General features: G+C 41.8%; 13 protein-coding genes. 4 read left to right on the forward strand and 9 right to left on the reverse strand.

Annotated elements, in window-relative coordinates; translation table 11 throughout:
• Nucleotides 1–9: 9 nt before the first annotated feature.
• From KG118_RS04005 to KG118_RS04020, 4 genes are all read right to left on the reverse strand, one after another.
• On the reverse strand, nucleotides 10–618 hold the full coding sequence (locus KG118_RS04005; protein ID WP_147331357.1) for a hypothetical protein: 609 nt from the start codon (nucleotides 616–618) through the stop codon (nucleotides 10–12).
• A 16-nt stretch (nucleotides 619–634) separates the two neighbouring features.
• Complete coding sequence (locus KG118_RS04010; RefSeq protein ID WP_117710482.1) at nucleotides 635–2,416, reverse strand: matrixin family metalloprotease; 1,782 nt, start codon at nucleotides 2,414–2,416, stop codon at nucleotides 635–637.
• A gap of 21 nt (nucleotides 2,417–2,437) precedes the next feature.
• Nucleotides 2,438–2,863, reverse strand: coding sequence for a DUF3244 domain-containing protein (locus KG118_RS04015; RefSeq protein WP_117710483.1), 426 nt, complete (start codon nucleotides 2,861–2,863; stop codon nucleotides 2,438–2,440).
• Nucleotides 2,864–2,974: 111 nt separating this feature from the next.
• The gene (locus KG118_RS04020) at nucleotides 2,975–4,687 is read right to left on the reverse strand and encodes a tetratricopeptide repeat protein (protein WP_117710484.1); all 1,713 of its coding nucleotides are present in this window, start codon (nucleotides 4,685–4,687) and stop codon (nucleotides 2,975–2,977) included.
• 404 nt (nucleotides 4,688–5,091) lie between these two features.
• Between KG118_RS04020 and KG118_RS04025 the strand changes: the two genes are divergently transcribed.
• Nucleotides 5,092–5,496, forward strand: a complete 405-nt coding sequence (locus KG118_RS04025) for a DUF3836 domain-containing protein (RefSeq protein ID WP_117710485.1) — start codon at nucleotides 5,092–5,094, stop codon at nucleotides 5,494–5,496.
• Between the two features lie 328 nt (nucleotides 5,497–5,824).
• On the opposite strand, the gene miaB is transcribed toward KG118_RS04025, so the two are convergent.
• Nucleotides 5,825–7,192, reverse strand: coding sequence for a tRNA (N6-isopentenyl adenosine(37)-C2)-methylthiotransferase MiaB (gene miaB, locus KG118_RS04030; RefSeq protein WP_117710486.1), 1,368 nt, complete (start codon nucleotides 7,190–7,192; stop codon nucleotides 5,825–5,827).
• A gap of 450 nt (nucleotides 7,193–7,642) precedes the next feature.
• Between miaB and KG118_RS04035 the strand changes: the two genes are divergently transcribed.
• Together KG118_RS04035 and KG118_RS04040 are read left to right on the forward strand one after the other, a co-directional pair.
• Entirely contained in the window at nucleotides 7,643–8,023 is a 381-nt protein-coding gene (locus tag KG118_RS04035) for a hypothetical protein (RefSeq protein ID WP_117710487.1), read from the forward strand.
• 51 nt (nucleotides 8,024–8,074) lie between these two features.
• Nucleotides 8,075–9,571: an acetyl-CoA hydrolase/transferase family protein gene (locus KG118_RS04040; protein WP_117710488.1), complete on the forward strand. Its 1,497-nt coding sequence runs from the start codon at nucleotides 8,075–8,077 to the stop codon at nucleotides 9,569–9,571.
• 171 nt (nucleotides 9,572–9,742) lie between these two features.
• Here KG118_RS04040 and dacB read toward each other — a convergent pair whose 3' ends face one another.
• The 4 genes from dacB to KG118_RS04060 form a co-directional block, all read right to left on the reverse strand.
• On the reverse strand, nucleotides 9,743–11,191 hold the full coding sequence (gene dacB / locus KG118_RS04045; RefSeq protein WP_117710489.1) for a D-alanyl-D-alanine carboxypeptidase/D-alanyl-D-alanine endopeptidase: 1,449 nt from the start codon (nucleotides 11,189–11,191) through the stop codon (nucleotides 9,743–9,745).
• The gene (locus KG118_RS04050; protein WP_117710490.1) at nucleotides 11,188–11,625 is read right to left on the reverse strand and encodes a putative signal transducing protein; all 438 of its coding nucleotides are present in this window, start codon (nucleotides 11,623–11,625) and stop codon (nucleotides 11,188–11,190) included. The genes dacB and KG118_RS04050 overlap by 4 nt, the downstream gene beginning before the upstream one ends.
• Before the next feature lie 79 nt (nucleotides 11,626–11,704).
• The gene (lpdA, locus tag KG118_RS04055; RefSeq protein ID WP_213388356.1) at nucleotides 11,705–13,063 is read right to left on the reverse strand and encodes a dihydrolipoyl dehydrogenase; all 1,359 of its coding nucleotides are present in this window, start codon (nucleotides 13,061–13,063) and stop codon (nucleotides 11,705–11,707) included.
• Between the two features lie 71 nt (nucleotides 13,064–13,134).
• Nucleotides 13,135–13,542, reverse strand: a complete 408-nt coding sequence (locus KG118_RS04060) for a PH domain-containing protein (protein ID WP_117710491.1) — start codon at nucleotides 13,540–13,542, stop codon at nucleotides 13,135–13,137.
• A 108-nt stretch (nucleotides 13,543–13,650) separates the two neighbouring features.
• On the opposite strand from KG118_RS04060, the gene nadB reads away from it, so the two are divergent.
• The gene (nadB, locus tag KG118_RS04065; RefSeq protein WP_117710492.1) at nucleotides 13,651–15,225 is read left to right on the forward strand and encodes an L-aspartate oxidase; all 1,575 of its coding nucleotides are present in this window, start codon (nucleotides 13,651–13,653) and stop codon (nucleotides 15,223–15,225) included.
• Nucleotides 15,226–15,302: the final 77 nt, after the last annotated feature.

The following is a 15,302-nucleotide window of genomic DNA, read 5'->3' on the forward strand; positions in this document are numbered from 1 at the left end:
CCCAATTTTTCATTTTACAAGACTTACAATATATCCCCAAGTTATATCTCCTGCCTCATCCACAACCGGAAGTATTTTCAATGAATATGTTCTTGTTATACGAAACGTATTAGTTGAAGGTTGTGTAAGGCGAATAGCAAACTTATACTCCCCACTAACTTCTGAAACACGAATACGCATACCATAGGTTATATATTTACTTTTATAAAGTTCTGATTCGTAAGGATGCTCAGTTATATCCCAATAATGATAAGCTTTCTCACCCCAACTTGTAGGATTTATAAGAACATCAAACGGATCAAAGTGACTTAAATAATGAGTTTCGGTTTCATCCTTATTCAATATGCTTAGATAAGTAGGAAGAGAACGTATAAAGCGTAAATCATCATCATTTAAAGCTAAATACAGATAAACATACGAATCAGGAGATTTACAATAGGGACGTTCAGAAAGCTCTTGTGTTCCTATTATATTATCTATAAGTTCATAGCCACTCTCACTATTCGGATAACAGGTTGCTTCATTGGATTCGTCATCTGAACAACCACCTAAAATGCTCAATAAAAAAATATAATAGAAAAATGATAAATTCACTTTCATAATTGATATTTGTTTCATATAAATATTATTTTATTTAAGGAATAAGCATACATTTATCCTCTTCTGGATAATTTATTGTTTTAGCAATCGACCACATAATGGAGTAATGATCTGTATAGTTCAAAGAATCTGGATTATACATTACATGATCAGGGATTTTAATTTGTGCATTATCTCCTTTTTGATAAATATAACGCTTTTGCTTATCAAAGAAACTACGATCTATTCTTCTTAATTTATAAAAATGTTGTTGATAAGTAGTTATTAAGTCAAAAACAATTCTACCTTCAAACTGAGGTCCCGGACTAAAATTAAGCATATAGGATCCTGGATATACCCAATTCTCACCAGTAGGTACCTTAGGCTTAACAGTAGGTAATATATACTGCTCACCAGCTTCATAAGAAGAATCTGTGAAAGTAAATGTTGGCTGATACAATTTTGTAAAAGCAAATGTTTTTTTAGCAATTCCTAAATAGTTGCTAACTCCCGCTGAAATGGTATAAGCTCCATAATCATTAAATTTTATCCGCATATGTCCATTACTAACTTGTTCCATGGAAACACTGTTACCTACTTCCCCAAAATACCGTTCTTTTACAGAAAAAGAATAAATTGGTTCTGTAGGAAGAGTAGATGGATAAGATACTTTGAAATCATAATATTGTCCTAACTCAATATTATCAGGAGTTGTGAATATAAGTTGGTTATAAGATGCAGAATATACACGACTATACGAATATTCTTTCTTATCTTTTTCGTCTGTTGCTATTATTATAACTTTACAGCTCCCGCTACTTACAAACTTAATAGAAAACGAATTATTAGTTTTTAAATTTACCCTACAACAGTTTTGAGAACCATTAATAATCCTATACTCTATTCGATATGTTGGATTGATACACCAATCATAAGTATAAGTAGAAGAAATATTATACTCTGTATCTAATTTAAGAGTAGCTTTACCATCTTTTTCTATTACACTTGGTTCATAATTTACTACTATTTTTGCAGGAAGTAACTCATAAGTGGATTTTATGCTTGCTTCATCAGTATATGAGAATCCGCTCCACGCTCCAGACGGATTTATGCTAAGATTGCTTTCCGGTTGCATAATAGAATTGACATCATTACTATGTTCCAAACCTACAAGGTGACCTAAAGCATGCATAATAGCAAACTCCTTTTGCGCTTGCGGCATTTCTGCCCAATATTTATATGATAAATTAATACGGATTTGTGCTTTAGAATCTATTTTTCCATTAATAGGCGAAGTAACTGTCATCAGTTGATTGGTAGTTAATCCAGACGGATACTCAAGCATTTCCAACTTCACAGTTGGACGATTATGATTATTTTCATTATTGACATTAGTTGCAAAATTTAGACGAGTATTAAGTTTATTCCACTCCCCTATTGCTTTTTTTACCATTTCTCCCAAATTATAATCTGTTGACGTCATATTAATAAAGATACGACTATTTTCTGGATTCAACACACCTCCATATTTTAAACGAGTCTCTTTAGAAGACGCCTCACGACATTCTTGGAGAAACTGCTTACGAAACATTAAATCAGTCCCTATTATATAAAAAGAGTCACAATCTGCTATAGTTATTGTGTCATACCCATTAGCCGCTAATAATTCCTTATCTGTTTGATATATAATACTATCAAAGCATCTTGTAGCTACTCTATCAACATTTTTTTCTTTATAAAAAAAATTATCTTCTATTGACGATGTACATGCTGTATAAAAAAATGAAAGAGTTATGCACACTATCATTATATTAAATGCCATTATTTGTTTTTTCATTGTGTTTTTCAATTTATGATGTTACAAAATAAAACCACCCTCCAGTAACATTCCATCCGAAGTTATTTCAATTAAATACTCACCACTACTGTTTCCACTTAAATCAATAGACACATTCACAGTATTAGTTACTGTTTCTGAATAAACAACCATTCCAGTAACAACATGAGTAATTGTAATAGTAACGTTTTCGCATATATCTATAAAATCAATATTTACTGTAGAGTCGTATAAGTAGGCATCTATCGGTTGAAATACATTACCGCGAGTAGTAGGTCTATCTTTTGGATTAAACTCCTTACCATTTGGTAAGTTTCTATTGCCATTATCACTAAACCCATAAGTCAAAGGAATCACCTTATACACTAATCTTGGAATCTGGGCATTTAAGAAAGTCGTACTACCTATTACAGCAAATAACATCACTAAACATAGAATTCGTTTCATACCATTATTTTTTATGATTTGATAACAAAGGTAGACCGATTCCCTTGCAGAATAGTGTAAAGCAAGTGTAAAAAAGAAAGTTTACATATAAAAATAAGCTCCCAAATAGTACTATTTAATATTATTTAGCAATTCTCTTAGCTTTCCTTTTTCATATTTTTCGCCCATCTTCATTAGTATATCGTGTTCAGAGTTATAAACCGTAGGGCGTGTACAGTGCATTACGTAAGCTATATGAGTAACTGGAAAATTAAGAAGTAACAAGCAACAGAGACAAGTATGCTTAGGAGATAAATTATATTGAAGTGACACACGAGATACCAAATTATTAGTATAACTATTAACTCCCATAATCAACTGCTTCCACTCGTTATCACTCAGTACATTATCCGATTTATCCTTCCATTTAAAATCAGTAATGATAAGGTTTAACTTGACATACACTGGAGAATGCAGCAATGTTTCTTTTGCCAAAGCTGCATGCTCACCCTTATTAACCTGTAATTCTTCCGATAAAATCACCTGTTGTTTCTCATCTATATATCGGTTATTAATCTTATTTTTCAACAATTCTATTTCCTTCTCTTTCCGCCTTAACTGCTCTTGAAATAATGCATATTGCCTATAAGAAGCTGTCTGCAACTCCAATAAAACTTTTCTATTTTTATGATATTTACATTTATAATATTTTCTGAAACAATAAATAGCCATACATCCAAACACAATAACAGCAAAAAGCACATATTTATACCGACTCAAAAAATCTCTGTATCGTACCTGCTGCTGTTGCATCCAGACTTCTTTTTCTGCTGTAAGTATATCATTACTTTGTGACAAATTATTCAAACTATCCATATAGATGGAACGTAATCTCTCCATTTTGAGTGATTCAACAGAATCACCGCACAACAATGCTATATCCGCCAAACGAGTATAGCCCCCTGCTTTAATGGACAAATCCTTTGCATCAAGGCATTTATTAATATAAAAGATTGCTGAATCGTACTGCTCCATTTGATAAAAAGCATCCCCAAACATCAGAAAATCCGAATAATCCTGCCCCTCACCTGCTTCTAAAAAAAACTTCAAACGTGCATATTCAAGTGCTTTCTCTTTTTTTCCCATTCTACTATAAAGAGAACTCAGTGAACCAGCTACAACAGCCCGAGTTTTGTTATCCCCAAAATTTCCCAATGCTCGATTAGCATCCAAATACTTCTGCTCCGCCTCAACATAGCGCTTACATCGAAAATCCACCTTACCTTGCCACAAAAGACCGTTCACCCACATACAAGTATCATTTAAACACCTTCCTATCCGTTCTCCCAGCCGAAAAAGAGAATCAGCTTTAGCGGGCATATCTTGCAAATAATACAAGTAGCCGGCATTTACATAAATATTGCCAATCAACTCATAATTATGGATTTCTTCTCCCAGCAAAGCGGCTTTAAGATATTCTTTCACTGCCATACCATGCTTATTGGAATCCCTGTAAATACTTCCCAGTAAATAATGTGCCCGTGCCTGCATTGCTGTATTACCGTGTACATCATAATATTCTACAACTGAACGTATCAGTGAGTCATCTGTCTGAGTAATAAAGTTTTTGTCTCTCGCCTGTATCAGCAGTAAGGCATAATAAGCACTATCACTCTTTGTTTTCAGTGCTTGAATTGGAATATTCTCCAAAATAAGAAGAGCACTATCAGGAGATAAAGACATCAGCGAATCTATTTGCACAAGCCGAATACTATAACTGCGTCGGAACGTACAAGCTGATAAAATAATGACAAGCAAAGTAATCGCAACAATTGTGTTTTTCATAGAGTTCTCCTATCGCTTCATTTTATACAGCAAAAATAGTGATATTACGGCATTCCATTATCCTCTTTTTCCTAATTCTTCTGTTTATCATAATTTTATTTATCCCCTACGCCATAATGTAGCAATAGTTTTTTTCTGTTTCTTATCTGCAAAGCGTATAACTTCAAAAATATGGCAAAAGATAGAAAGCATTGTGTTCGTTCTTGAGCGGACAAGTGTCCGATAATGAACATATACGAGAATATAATAACCATTGATAATCAACAGCTTACATCTTTGGCACAGGATTTGAATTTTATTAGGCGAAGGCGTTCGAAAAAAGATAATCCGGAAAGGCAACTTTTTATATCGGAAACGGCGTCTACAGGTAAAACGGAAATAGTAACAATAAAAAAATAAAGATTATGAAAACTACAAATTTATTCAAAGCAATCGCATTCGTAGCAATGATTATCGTAAGCGTAATGAACTCAGAAGTAAAGGCTCAGGACAACTTCATTACCAATGAAGAAGTAAAGAATGACTTGGTAGTAGCAAAAACAATCTTCAAGCAAGACGGTACATACCTCTACAACCATATGCGTTATGAATTTACATACGACAACGAAAACCGTCTGACCGGCAAAACCGCCTCCAAATGGGACAGCCTGAAAAGCCAATGGACACCTTACTTCAAAATGTCGTACCAATACGAAAATAATGAAATCATCATGTCATATGCACGTTGGAACAATGCTCACAAGGCTTATGACAAAGATATAGAGAAAAGCGTATATGAAATGAACGAAGAGAATGTGCCAACCGCATAGGCCATACGGAAAACCTGCCGGCAATGGCGGAATAACAGAAAATTAAAGTTAACAATACATTAATAAAAAAGGGCATGGTTCGTGAGAATCGTGCCCTTTTGCTTTTTAACTCGTTCGTATTTCAAATTAACGCCACGCGTTTCAGAAGTAAACACCGAGTGTTTCAAAAACAAAACTCAGGCATTAACTATCAAAAATCATGGCGTTTCAAGAGTTAACTCAAGAGATTTTATTAAAAGTGATTCTTACGAAGTAAGATTATATATTATATCACTTGCGGAAACTTTACCGGTAAAGTTTCCGCAAAATCTTACTGCTTTCCGCAGAATCAAATTTCCTCTCCTTTTAGTGTTGCCGAACTGCTTTCTGTAATCTTAACCGTCACAAAATCACCTATCCGGTGCGTTCCCCGGTCAAAGACAACTACACGGTTCTGCTCGGTGCGTCCGAAAAGCTGGTCGCGTGAGCGTTTGGAAACACCTTCTACCAACACTTCATAAGTTTTTCCTACACAACGTGCATTGGCCTCTGCAGAAAGACGGTTTTGTAAAGCGATAATCTCATTCAAACGGCGAATCTTCACTTCCTCAGGTACATCATCCGGCAAATGTTTGCTGGCATACGTACCCGGACGTTCGGAATACTTAAACATAAAGGCGGCATCATAACCACACGCTTCCATCAAGGAGAGGGAAAGTTGGTGGTCCTCCTCCGTTTCCGAATGGAAACCGGAGAAAATATCCGTAGACAAGCCACAATCCGGAATGATGCGGCGAATAGCGTCTACACGCTCCAAATACCATTCGCGAGTATATTTACGGTTCATCAACTTCAAGATACGGCTGCTTCCGCTCTGTACAGGCAAGTGTATATGCTTACATACATTGGGAACTTCCGCAATGACTTGCAGGGTTTCATCGCTCATATCTTTGGGATGAGAGGTGGTGAAACGGACACGGACACCCGGAGCCGACTCGGCTACAATACGTAGCAGCATAGGGAAAGTTATCACTTCTCCATCCTCTTTCTCAAAACGATAGGAGTTGACGTTCTGCCCCAACAGGGTCACTTCCTTATAACCCTTAGCCACCAAATCGGCAACTTCATTCAAAATGCTTTCCACATCCCGGCTACGCTCCCGTCCGCGGGTATAAGGAACGATGCAATAAGTACAAAAATTATTGCAGCCCCGCATAATGGAAACAAAACCCGAAATGTGATTTCCGCAAATGCGCGAAGGTATCACATCACGATAAGTTTCCGTTGTGGACAGCTCCACGTTAATAGCTTTCTCTCCGGCCTCCACGGCAGCTATCAAATCGGGCAAAGTGAGATAAGCATCCGGACCTACCACCAAGTCGACATGATGATTCGTAATCAGGTCATCCTTGACACGCTCTGCCATACACCCCAACACACCGACAATCAGATTCTTTTTCTTCTTCTTAAGCGAATGGAAAAACTCCAGACGGTTTAAAATCTTTTGTTCGGCATTATCACGGATAGAACAGGTATTCATGAACACCGCATCCGCTTCTTCCAGCGTTTCGGCCACCGAATATCCCGCCATCTGCATCACAGAGGCTATCACTTCACTATCTGCCACATTCATCTGGCAGCCATAGGTTTCGATGAACAACTTTTTGTTTTCATCAGCAGTTGCAGATTTAAAGTCTGCTCCCGTCACATTTTCCATAATCAGTTTGTTTAAAATCAAGTTACATTATTTACATCTTGTCATTCAGAGCGTAGCGAAGAATCTGCTCCCTTTATGTAGTCAGAGGGAAGGGATTCTTCGCTACGCTCTGAATGACAGAGTGCAAAGATACATCTTCACTCCCAATAAAGTGGTGAAACTACGGAAAAATCATACATAAGCTCTCTCTACTCGATATGTTTCTACTGATTCTCGACACGTTTCTACTAATTTATGTTAAGCGACTAAACATTTTCCGAGTGTTAATTTGGCATTGTTGAAATAAATTTCCAATTTTGTGGAATGAAAGAAACATTAGATTTTTTCATAGTTAAGGTTTAGGTTAAAAAAATAAGGGGAGCTGTGAAGCTGCCCTTTTTTAATGCCAATTTGTTGGTTACAATCAGATTAAATAATTACCTTTGGCGATGAAAAAATAAAGAAAGGCTTATGGAAGACATCTTCAAATTTCTGTTAGTTGTGGGCGTTATTGTTATAAGTTTTGTCAGCCAAGCAAAAAAAGGAGCGAAAAAGAAAGCTGGCAACAGTCCTGCCATGCCTGTGCCCGATGAAGAGAATCCCCTTCCTGAAAGTTGGAACGACGGAACTTACGGCGGATATATACCGGAAGGGCCCAAGCCTGAAGCTATTGCAACACGAAAGAAAACAGAAAAACAGCAGAAACCTGCCCCAAAACAGTCTTTCATTCATCAGAACACCGACAATACACTTCCCGAACCGGCCGACGCCTCATCCGAATTTGAAATACACTCGGCGGAAGAAGCACGCAAGGCTATTATCTGGGGAGAGATATTACAACGAAAGTATTAATGCAATTGAAAGTTGAATTGATTCCTTACACGAAAAAAATAACTATACATTATGGCATTTAATTACATTTCAGCAGCAGAAGCTGCGAGCCTGATTAAACATGGCTACAATATCGGCTTGAGCGGATTTACTCCCGCAGGAACAGCCAAAGCCGTTACGGCTGAACTGGCAAAAATCGCAGAAGCGGAACATGCCAAAGGAAATCCTTTCCAGATAGGCATTTTTACAGGAGCCTCAACCGGCGACTCCTGCGACGGTATCCTTTCACGCGTCAAAGCTATCCGCTACCGTGCTCCTTACACAACCAACCCCGATTTCCGTAAAGCGGTAAACAATGGCGAGATTGCCTACAACGACATCCATTTGTCGCAAATGGCGCAAGAAGTACGCTACGGCTTTATGGGAAAAGTAAATGTAGCCATCATCGAAGCCTGTGAGGTGACTCCCGACGGTAAAATCTATCTGACCGCTGCCGGCGGTATCGCTCCTACTATCTGCCGCCTTGCCGACCGGATTATTATCGAACTGAATGCCGCACACAGCAAAAACGCTATGGGTCTGCACGACGTTTACGAACCGCTTGACCCGCCCTACCGTCGCGAAATACCTATCTTCAAACCGAGCGACCGTATCGGACAGCCTTACATTCAGGTAGACCCGAAGAAGATTGTAGGTGTCGTAGAAACCAACTGGCCGGATGAAGCCCGCTCATTTGCCGCCGCCGACCCGCTGACTGACAAAATCGGACAGAACGTAGCCGACTTCCTTGCCGCAGACATGAAGCGCGGTATTATTCCTTCTACCTTCCTGCCGTTGCAGTCGGGCGTAGGAAACATCGCCAACGCAGTGTTAGGCGCTTTAGGACGTGACAAAACAATTCCGGCATTCGAAATGTACACAGAGGTTATCCAGAACTCCGTTATCGGACTGATTCGCGAAGGCCGCGTGAAGTTTGGCAGCGCTTGTTCACTGACCGTAACCAACGACTGTCTGAACGGCATATACGAGGATATGGACTTCTTCCGCGACAAGCTGGTTCTCCGTCCGTCGGAAATTTCCAACAGCCCCGAGGTGGTGCGCCGTTTAGGTATCATCTCTATCAACACTGCCATCGAAGCCGACCTCTACGGAAACGTAAACTCCACCCATATCGGCGGTACGAAGATGATGAACGGTATCGGCGGTTCGGGCGACTTTACGCGCAACGCTTATATCTCTATCTTTACTTGCCCGTCTGTTGCCAAAGAAGGCAAAATCAGCGCTATCGTACCTATGGTTTCCCATGTGGACCACAGCGAGCATGATGTCAACATCATCGTTACCGAACAAGGTGTTGCCGACCTGCGCGGCAAGAGCCCGAAAGAACGTGCCCAAGCCATCATTGAGAACTGTGTTCATCCGGACTACAAGAATATCCTATGGGATTATCTGAAACTGACCGACGGCAAGGCTCAGACTCCTCATGCCATGCGTGCCGCTTTGGCTATGCACGCCGAACTGGCGAAAAGCGGGGATATGAAGAATATTGACTGGGCACAGTACAAATAAAGGCAATCCCTTCAATCAAAAAGATTTTTTAGGCACGGATTACGCGGATTTCACGGATTTTTTAATTTAATGCTGTATTTTTAATCCGTGAAATCCGCGTAATCCGTGCCTGAAAAAATCAGCAAGTAAGTTTTGGTGTATACCTCTTATCAATTCATACCAACCGAAAATTCATCGGATAAGTATATCACAGACAGTATCTTGGAATTTACGTGCCTCCCTGCCGGAAAGCACATTCTGATTCATAATGGCAAAAGCAATCTGATGTCCGTTGCTTGCCGTCAGATAACCTGCCAAACAATTTATAGCGGTAAAGGAACCGGTTTTGGCATGTACATTCTTATAAGAAGGTGTTCCTTTCCTCATACGGTTTTTCAGTGTTCCGTCCACTCCGCCGATGGGCAATGCCTTATATAGTTTTTGGAACACATCCGTACGCGAATAAGCAAACTTCAAGAAAGCTACTAAAAGTTCCGATGAGATATAATTATAGTTGGAAAGCCCGCAACCGTCTGCCAGATTATAGCGGTCGGGAGCATGACCCAGTTTTTTTATCAACCGGCGGATAGCCGAAAGTCCGTCTTCGGCAGAGATATGCCTGTTGCCCGTGGACTGTGCACCTAAACGGCACAGCATAGCCTCGGCATTCAAGTTGTCGCTCTCTTTCATAATTTGATTGACTACTGCCTGCACGGAAGTATTATAAGATGCCATTCGCACAGAAATACTGTCTTTTTGAAATTCATTGAAAGAATAATCGGACAGACAACGGATGCCTTTTGCCTGCAAACGTTCCAAGAACGTATGCATAAAAAAGTCCTGTGAAGAATAGATATTCACCGTACCGGTACGCTTCCCGTCCACATTACCCGATACCGTTATGTCATTGCCGTTCTCCAGCCAGTTGCGGGATACACGGAAACGCCCGGCAGAGGGAGTACGGGTTTTCGTTGTATTGGCCAGTGTATAATAAGACGAAGCGGGAGTACATTCCAAGCGTGCCGTATCTCCCTGTACGCCGGGAAAAGCTGTTACCGTAACCGCTCCCTTGCCGAGCATCAGCGGCGACAAATATGGCTGAAAGGAATGAGGCGTATCATCCCATAACCAGCCGCTTCCCCAATACAAAGAGTCTTTCATGGAAACATCGCCATATATCTTGCCCTGAAGCACAGAAAAAGGCAGACGCGCCACCCTACTGACCAAAGAGTCCAACGCTTCATCATCAAACTCCGGATCAAAACCTCCGACAACGTATATATCTCCTTTCAGCGTATCACGTTCAATCACTCCCTTATACCAAACCTCCGTACAAAAAGGCTCGTTTGCCTCAGGGCGTGCAAGCGCCGTAATCGTAGTCAGTAACTTCATTGTAGAAGCCGGACGGGAAAGTTTGTCAGCCTGATAAGCATACAGCGTTTCATTAGCGCTCAAATCGTACACCGAAACAGATACATTGGAACCTTCGGGCAGTTTATATTTTATCAGTGTATCCAGTTGCGAAGAAAGGGAGTTTATTTCTGTCGATACTCCCTGTGCAGACAATATACAAGGAATCAGTGTCAAAATGAACACAATCGGTAACAAGCTGCATTTTCTCATCTTCTCACAAGCTATCATTTAGATTCAACTATTACCTGATGCTTTTTAGCAACCGGCTTCTCAAATCTTCCTTTACATTGATTACAAACATACTCCCAATGGTTAGTACCCGGAGCAGCACCCGCCAGCAAAGAGGCGACAGCTGCCGCAACAGCTCTTAGCCGATGTCCTTTTCTAAGGACAAATTTAATGTCGGAAGAGCCGCAGAAAGGACAGTACCTCAATTGTTCGGGAATCATCTGGTTTTGTTCCAACAGATTGATTGCCGCTTCATAGTTTTCTTCGTTCACCAGTATGTCTACACCTGTCAGATTACTTACCTGCAATCCCGCCAGCAGTGTGGACATATTCTCATTCCGTAACATAGAATCAATTCCTTCGTTCTGCAACGCTCCCTGAATAATATGGGCTTGAGTTGCAGAATCGCAAGTCATCAACTTTACGATTTTCATGATATAGTGTATTTCATTTAAGTGAATAAGTAAATGTGCATAATTAGTTTATACTATCTGTCATTCAGAGCGTATTTAGTTAAAGAGCTTCCTTAAAGATTTCACCCACCGTAGGATGCGGAAATACAATCCTCTTCCATTCTGCCGCCGTCAATCCAAGTTCGACAGCCATACCTGCCAACGTGACAATCTCCGAAGCCGGATTGCCCAGCAAATGTGCTCCCAAAACAGTATCGTCTTCTGCCAACAGCAACTTACACATACCGTTGACACCTTCATTCTCCGCTACAAAACGACCGGAATAAGCCATAGGCAACTTCACCGTACGATAGGAAACGCCTTTTTTTTGTAAAGACTCTTCCGTATCTCCCACACCCGCAATCTCCGGATTGGTATATACCACGCCGGGGATAGCCTTGTAACTCATACAGTCTTTCTCGCCCAATATAGTATGTACCGCCACTTCCGCCTCGCGTACGGCAGTATGGGCCAATAAAGAAAATCCGGTCAAGTCTCCGCACGCATACACACCCGGAACGGAAGTCCGCATCTGTCCGTCAACCCGTATGCTGCCGCGTTCCGTTTTTTCCGGATTCAGATTCTCCAGTCCGAAGCCTTTCATTACAGGGCGGCGTCCCACACTCATCAATAATTTATCTGCGGTTACAGAACCTGCACCCTCGGCATTCTCATAACTCACTTCTACCTGCGCCTGCCGTTCCTCCGACAGACTTTCGTTCAGTGACACTACCTTCGTACCCAGCATGAATTTAATACCGCGCTTGGCATATTCCGCACGCAGCATGGCAGACAGTTCCTTGTCCATTCCGCCCAATATTTCATCCAGCATCTCAATGACAGTGACCTCTACCCCCAGACTATTGAAGAATGAGGCGAACTCCATACCGATTACCCCGCCGCCGATGACAGCCAGCGATTCGGGAAGTTCTTTATTATCCAATGCGTCACGATGCGTCCAATAAGGCACCGCATCTACTCCGGGAATAGGCGGAATAAATGTTTCCGACCCTGTGCAAAGCAATAAATTGTCACATTCATACGTTTCGTCGCCACACAGAATATGATTCTTATCTATGATTGAAGCCTCTCCATTCACAATAGTCACATTATTGGCAGTCAGCTTTCCTTTGACTCCCAACACCAGCTTTCGCACTACTTTCTGTTTGCGGGCTATAATTTTGGACAAGTCGAATGATACCTCCGCCACATTGACCGCATATTTGGATGCGTGGCGCGCACTATCATATGTTTTTGCCGAATACAATAAAGTCTTGGTAGGAATACACCCTTCATTCAGGCACACTCCGCCAAGGCTTTGTTTCTCGAAAAGCACAACGCTCAGACCGGCTTTTCCGGCTGTTTCCGCAGCCGTATATCCCGCAGGACCTCCACCGATAATGGCAACTTGATATTTCATAGTTCTTGCATTTATAGATTTCTGCATGCAAGATACAACAAGAAATTCAGAAAAAAGGCATGATAACCCACTTAATTATCACCAGCAGATGATATACGTTCTTCCAACAGCCGGATAAACTCCTCCTCTTTAACGGGAAGAAGCGCTACGCACTTGCCCTCTCCATACCTTATCAGTACATAGCGCATAACGGCAAATCTGCCTATCCGCATGGAAGAAGTACGTTCTACCGATGTAATATCCTTCAACAGAATCTCCTGCCCCCGCGAAAAGCGGCCGAAGAACAACAACAGCTTATTATCGGCAGTAACGGTATAGGTAGTATGAATCAACTTCTCGATGCTGACAACCAACAAAAGCATAAACAGAACAGCAACAAGAATGTGCTTCTCCCAAAGACCGTAAACAGCCATTGCACCTGCCAAGAGGATAAACAAATACTGTCCGGCAGCGATACGTGCATGAAAAATTCGATTCATTTTATCCGGTTTTTGCCGCTAAGGTAGGTATTTTTATGAATTAATGCTTGCAAGGGAGACAAGGAACGTACTTATTTTGTAGTTTTGCAGTGCTAAATACACATAACTATGGTAAGAAAGTTCGATTTCCTCGTTATCGGCTCCGGAATTGCCGGTATGAGTTTTGCGCTTAAGGTGGCGCATAAAGGAACAGTAGCCCTCATCTGCAAAGCCGGTCTGGAAGAGGCAAACACTTATTTTGCACAAGGCGGCATCGCTTCCGTCACCAACTTGGCAGTAGATAATTTCGATAAGCACATCGAAGACACCATGATTGCCGGAGACTGGATAAGCGACCGTGAAGCTGTGGAAAAAGTGGTGCGCAACGCCCCCGAACAAATCAATGAGCTTATTAAATGGGGAGTGAACTTCGACAAAAAAGATAGCGGAGAATTCGACCTGCACAAAGAAGGCGGACACTCGGAATTCCGTATCCTGCACCACAAGGACAATACCGGCGCGGAAATACAAGACAGCCTGATTGAAGCCGTAAAGCAACATCCCAACATCACCGTATTCACCAACTTCTTCGCAGTGGAAATCATCACCCAGCACCATTTGGGCATTATCGTAACCCGCTATACTCCGGGCATCAAATGCTATGGCGCTTACGTGCTGAACGAGAATACCGGAGAAGTGGATACATTCCTTTCCAAAATGACCATTATGGCAACCGGCGGTTGCGAAGCCGTATATCGTAACACTACCAACCCGTTGGTTGCCACAGGCGACGGCATTGCCATGGTCTACCGTGCCAAAGGCGCCGTAAAGGATATGGAATTCATCCAATTCCACCCCACCGCCCTCTATCATCCGGGCGACCGCCCTTGTTTCCTGATAACGGAAGCCATGCGCGGATACGGCGGCGTGCTCCGTACCATGGACGGAAAGGAATTCATGCAGAAGTATGACCCGCGCCTTTCACTTGCCCCGCGCGACATCGTGGCGCGTGCCATTGACAACGAAATGAAACAGCGCGGCGACGAGCACGTCTATCTGGACGTTACCCACAAAAATCCCGAAGAAACCAAGAAGCACTTCCCGAATATCTATAAGAAATGCCTCAGCATCGGCATTGATATTACCAAAGACTACATCCCCGTAGCACCTGCCGCACACTACCTTTGCGGCGGCATCAAGGTAGATTTGGACGGACAATCCAGCATCCGCCGCCTGTATGCCATCGGCGAATGTTCGTGCACCGGTCTTCACGGCGGAAACCGTTTGGCTTCCAACTCACTGATTGAAGCGGTGGTCTATGCCGACGCAGCCGCCAAGCACGCACTGAGCGTATTGGAACGCTATGACTTCAATGAGGATATTCCCGAATGGAACGATGAAGGAACTATCTCCAACGAAGAGCGTGTGCTGATTACGCAAAGCATGAAGGAGGTGAACCAGATTATGGAATCTTATGTAGGTATCGTCCGCAGCAACACCCGCCTCACCCGCGCATGGAACCGATTGGATATTCTTTATGAGGAGACGGAAAAGCTGTTCAAGAGCAGCAAGGCAACCCGTGAACTTTGCGAACTGCGCAATATGATTAATGTAGGCTATCTGATTACCCGCCAAGCTATGGAACGCAAGGAAAGCCGCGGTCTGCACTATACGATAGACTATCCGCACGCAGAAAAGAAATAAACCGATAATCTTAATTTGTGCCACCAAGTTGGCACACCTTTGTCACCGTATTGGCACACTTATGCCATCAAAGTGGC

Source organism: Bacteroides propionicigenes, assembly GCF_018390535.1.
Lineage (GTDB): Bacteria > Bacteroidota > Bacteroidia > Bacteroidales > Bacteroidaceae > Bacteroides > Bacteroides propionicigenes.

Coding starts and splice junctions, on each gene's coding strand:
- KG118_RS04005 (WP_147331357.1), bottom strand. CDS start 618: ATGAAACAAATATCAATTATGAAAGTGAATTTATCATTTTTCTATTAT.
- KG118_RS04010 (WP_117710482.1), bottom strand. CDS start 2,416: ATGAAAAAACAAATAATGGCATTTAATATAATGATAGTGTGCATAACT.
- KG118_RS04015 (WP_117710483.1), bottom strand. CDS start 2,863: ATGAAACGAATTCTATGTTTAGTGATGTTATTTGCTGTAATAGGTAGT.
- KG118_RS04020 (WP_117710484.1), bottom strand. CDS start 4,687: ATGAAAAACACAATTGTTGCGATTACTTTGCTTGTCATTATTTTATCA.
- KG118_RS04025 (WP_117710485.1), top strand. CDS start 5,092: ATGAAAACTACAAATTTATTCAAAGCAATCGCATTCGTAGCAATGATT.
- miaB (WP_117710486.1), bottom strand. CDS start 7,192: ATGGAAAATGTGACGGGAGCAGACTTTAAATCTGCAACTGCTGATGAA.
- KG118_RS04035 (WP_117710487.1), top strand. CDS start 7,643: ATGGAAGACATCTTCAAATTTCTGTTAGTTGTGGGCGTTATTGTTATA.
- KG118_RS04040 (WP_117710488.1), top strand. CDS start 8,075: ATGGCATTTAATTACATTTCAGCAGCAGAAGCTGCGAGCCTGATTAAA.
- dacB (WP_117710489.1), bottom strand. CDS start 11,191: ATGATAGCTTGTGAGAAGATGAGAAAATGCAGCTTGTTACCGATTGTG.
- KG118_RS04050 (WP_117710490.1), bottom strand. CDS start 11,625: ATGAAAATCGTAAAGTTGATGACTTGCGATTCTGCAACTCAAGCCCAT.
- lpdA (WP_213388356.1), bottom strand. CDS start 13,063: ATGAAATATCAAGTTGCCATTATCGGTGGAGGTCCTGCGGGATATACG.
- KG118_RS04060 (WP_117710491.1), bottom strand. CDS start 13,542: ATGAATCGAATTTTTCATGCACGTATCGCTGCCGGACAGTATTTGTTT.
- nadB (WP_117710492.1), top strand. CDS start 13,651: ATGGTAAGAAAGTTCGATTTCCTCGTTATCGGCTCCGGAATTGCCGGT.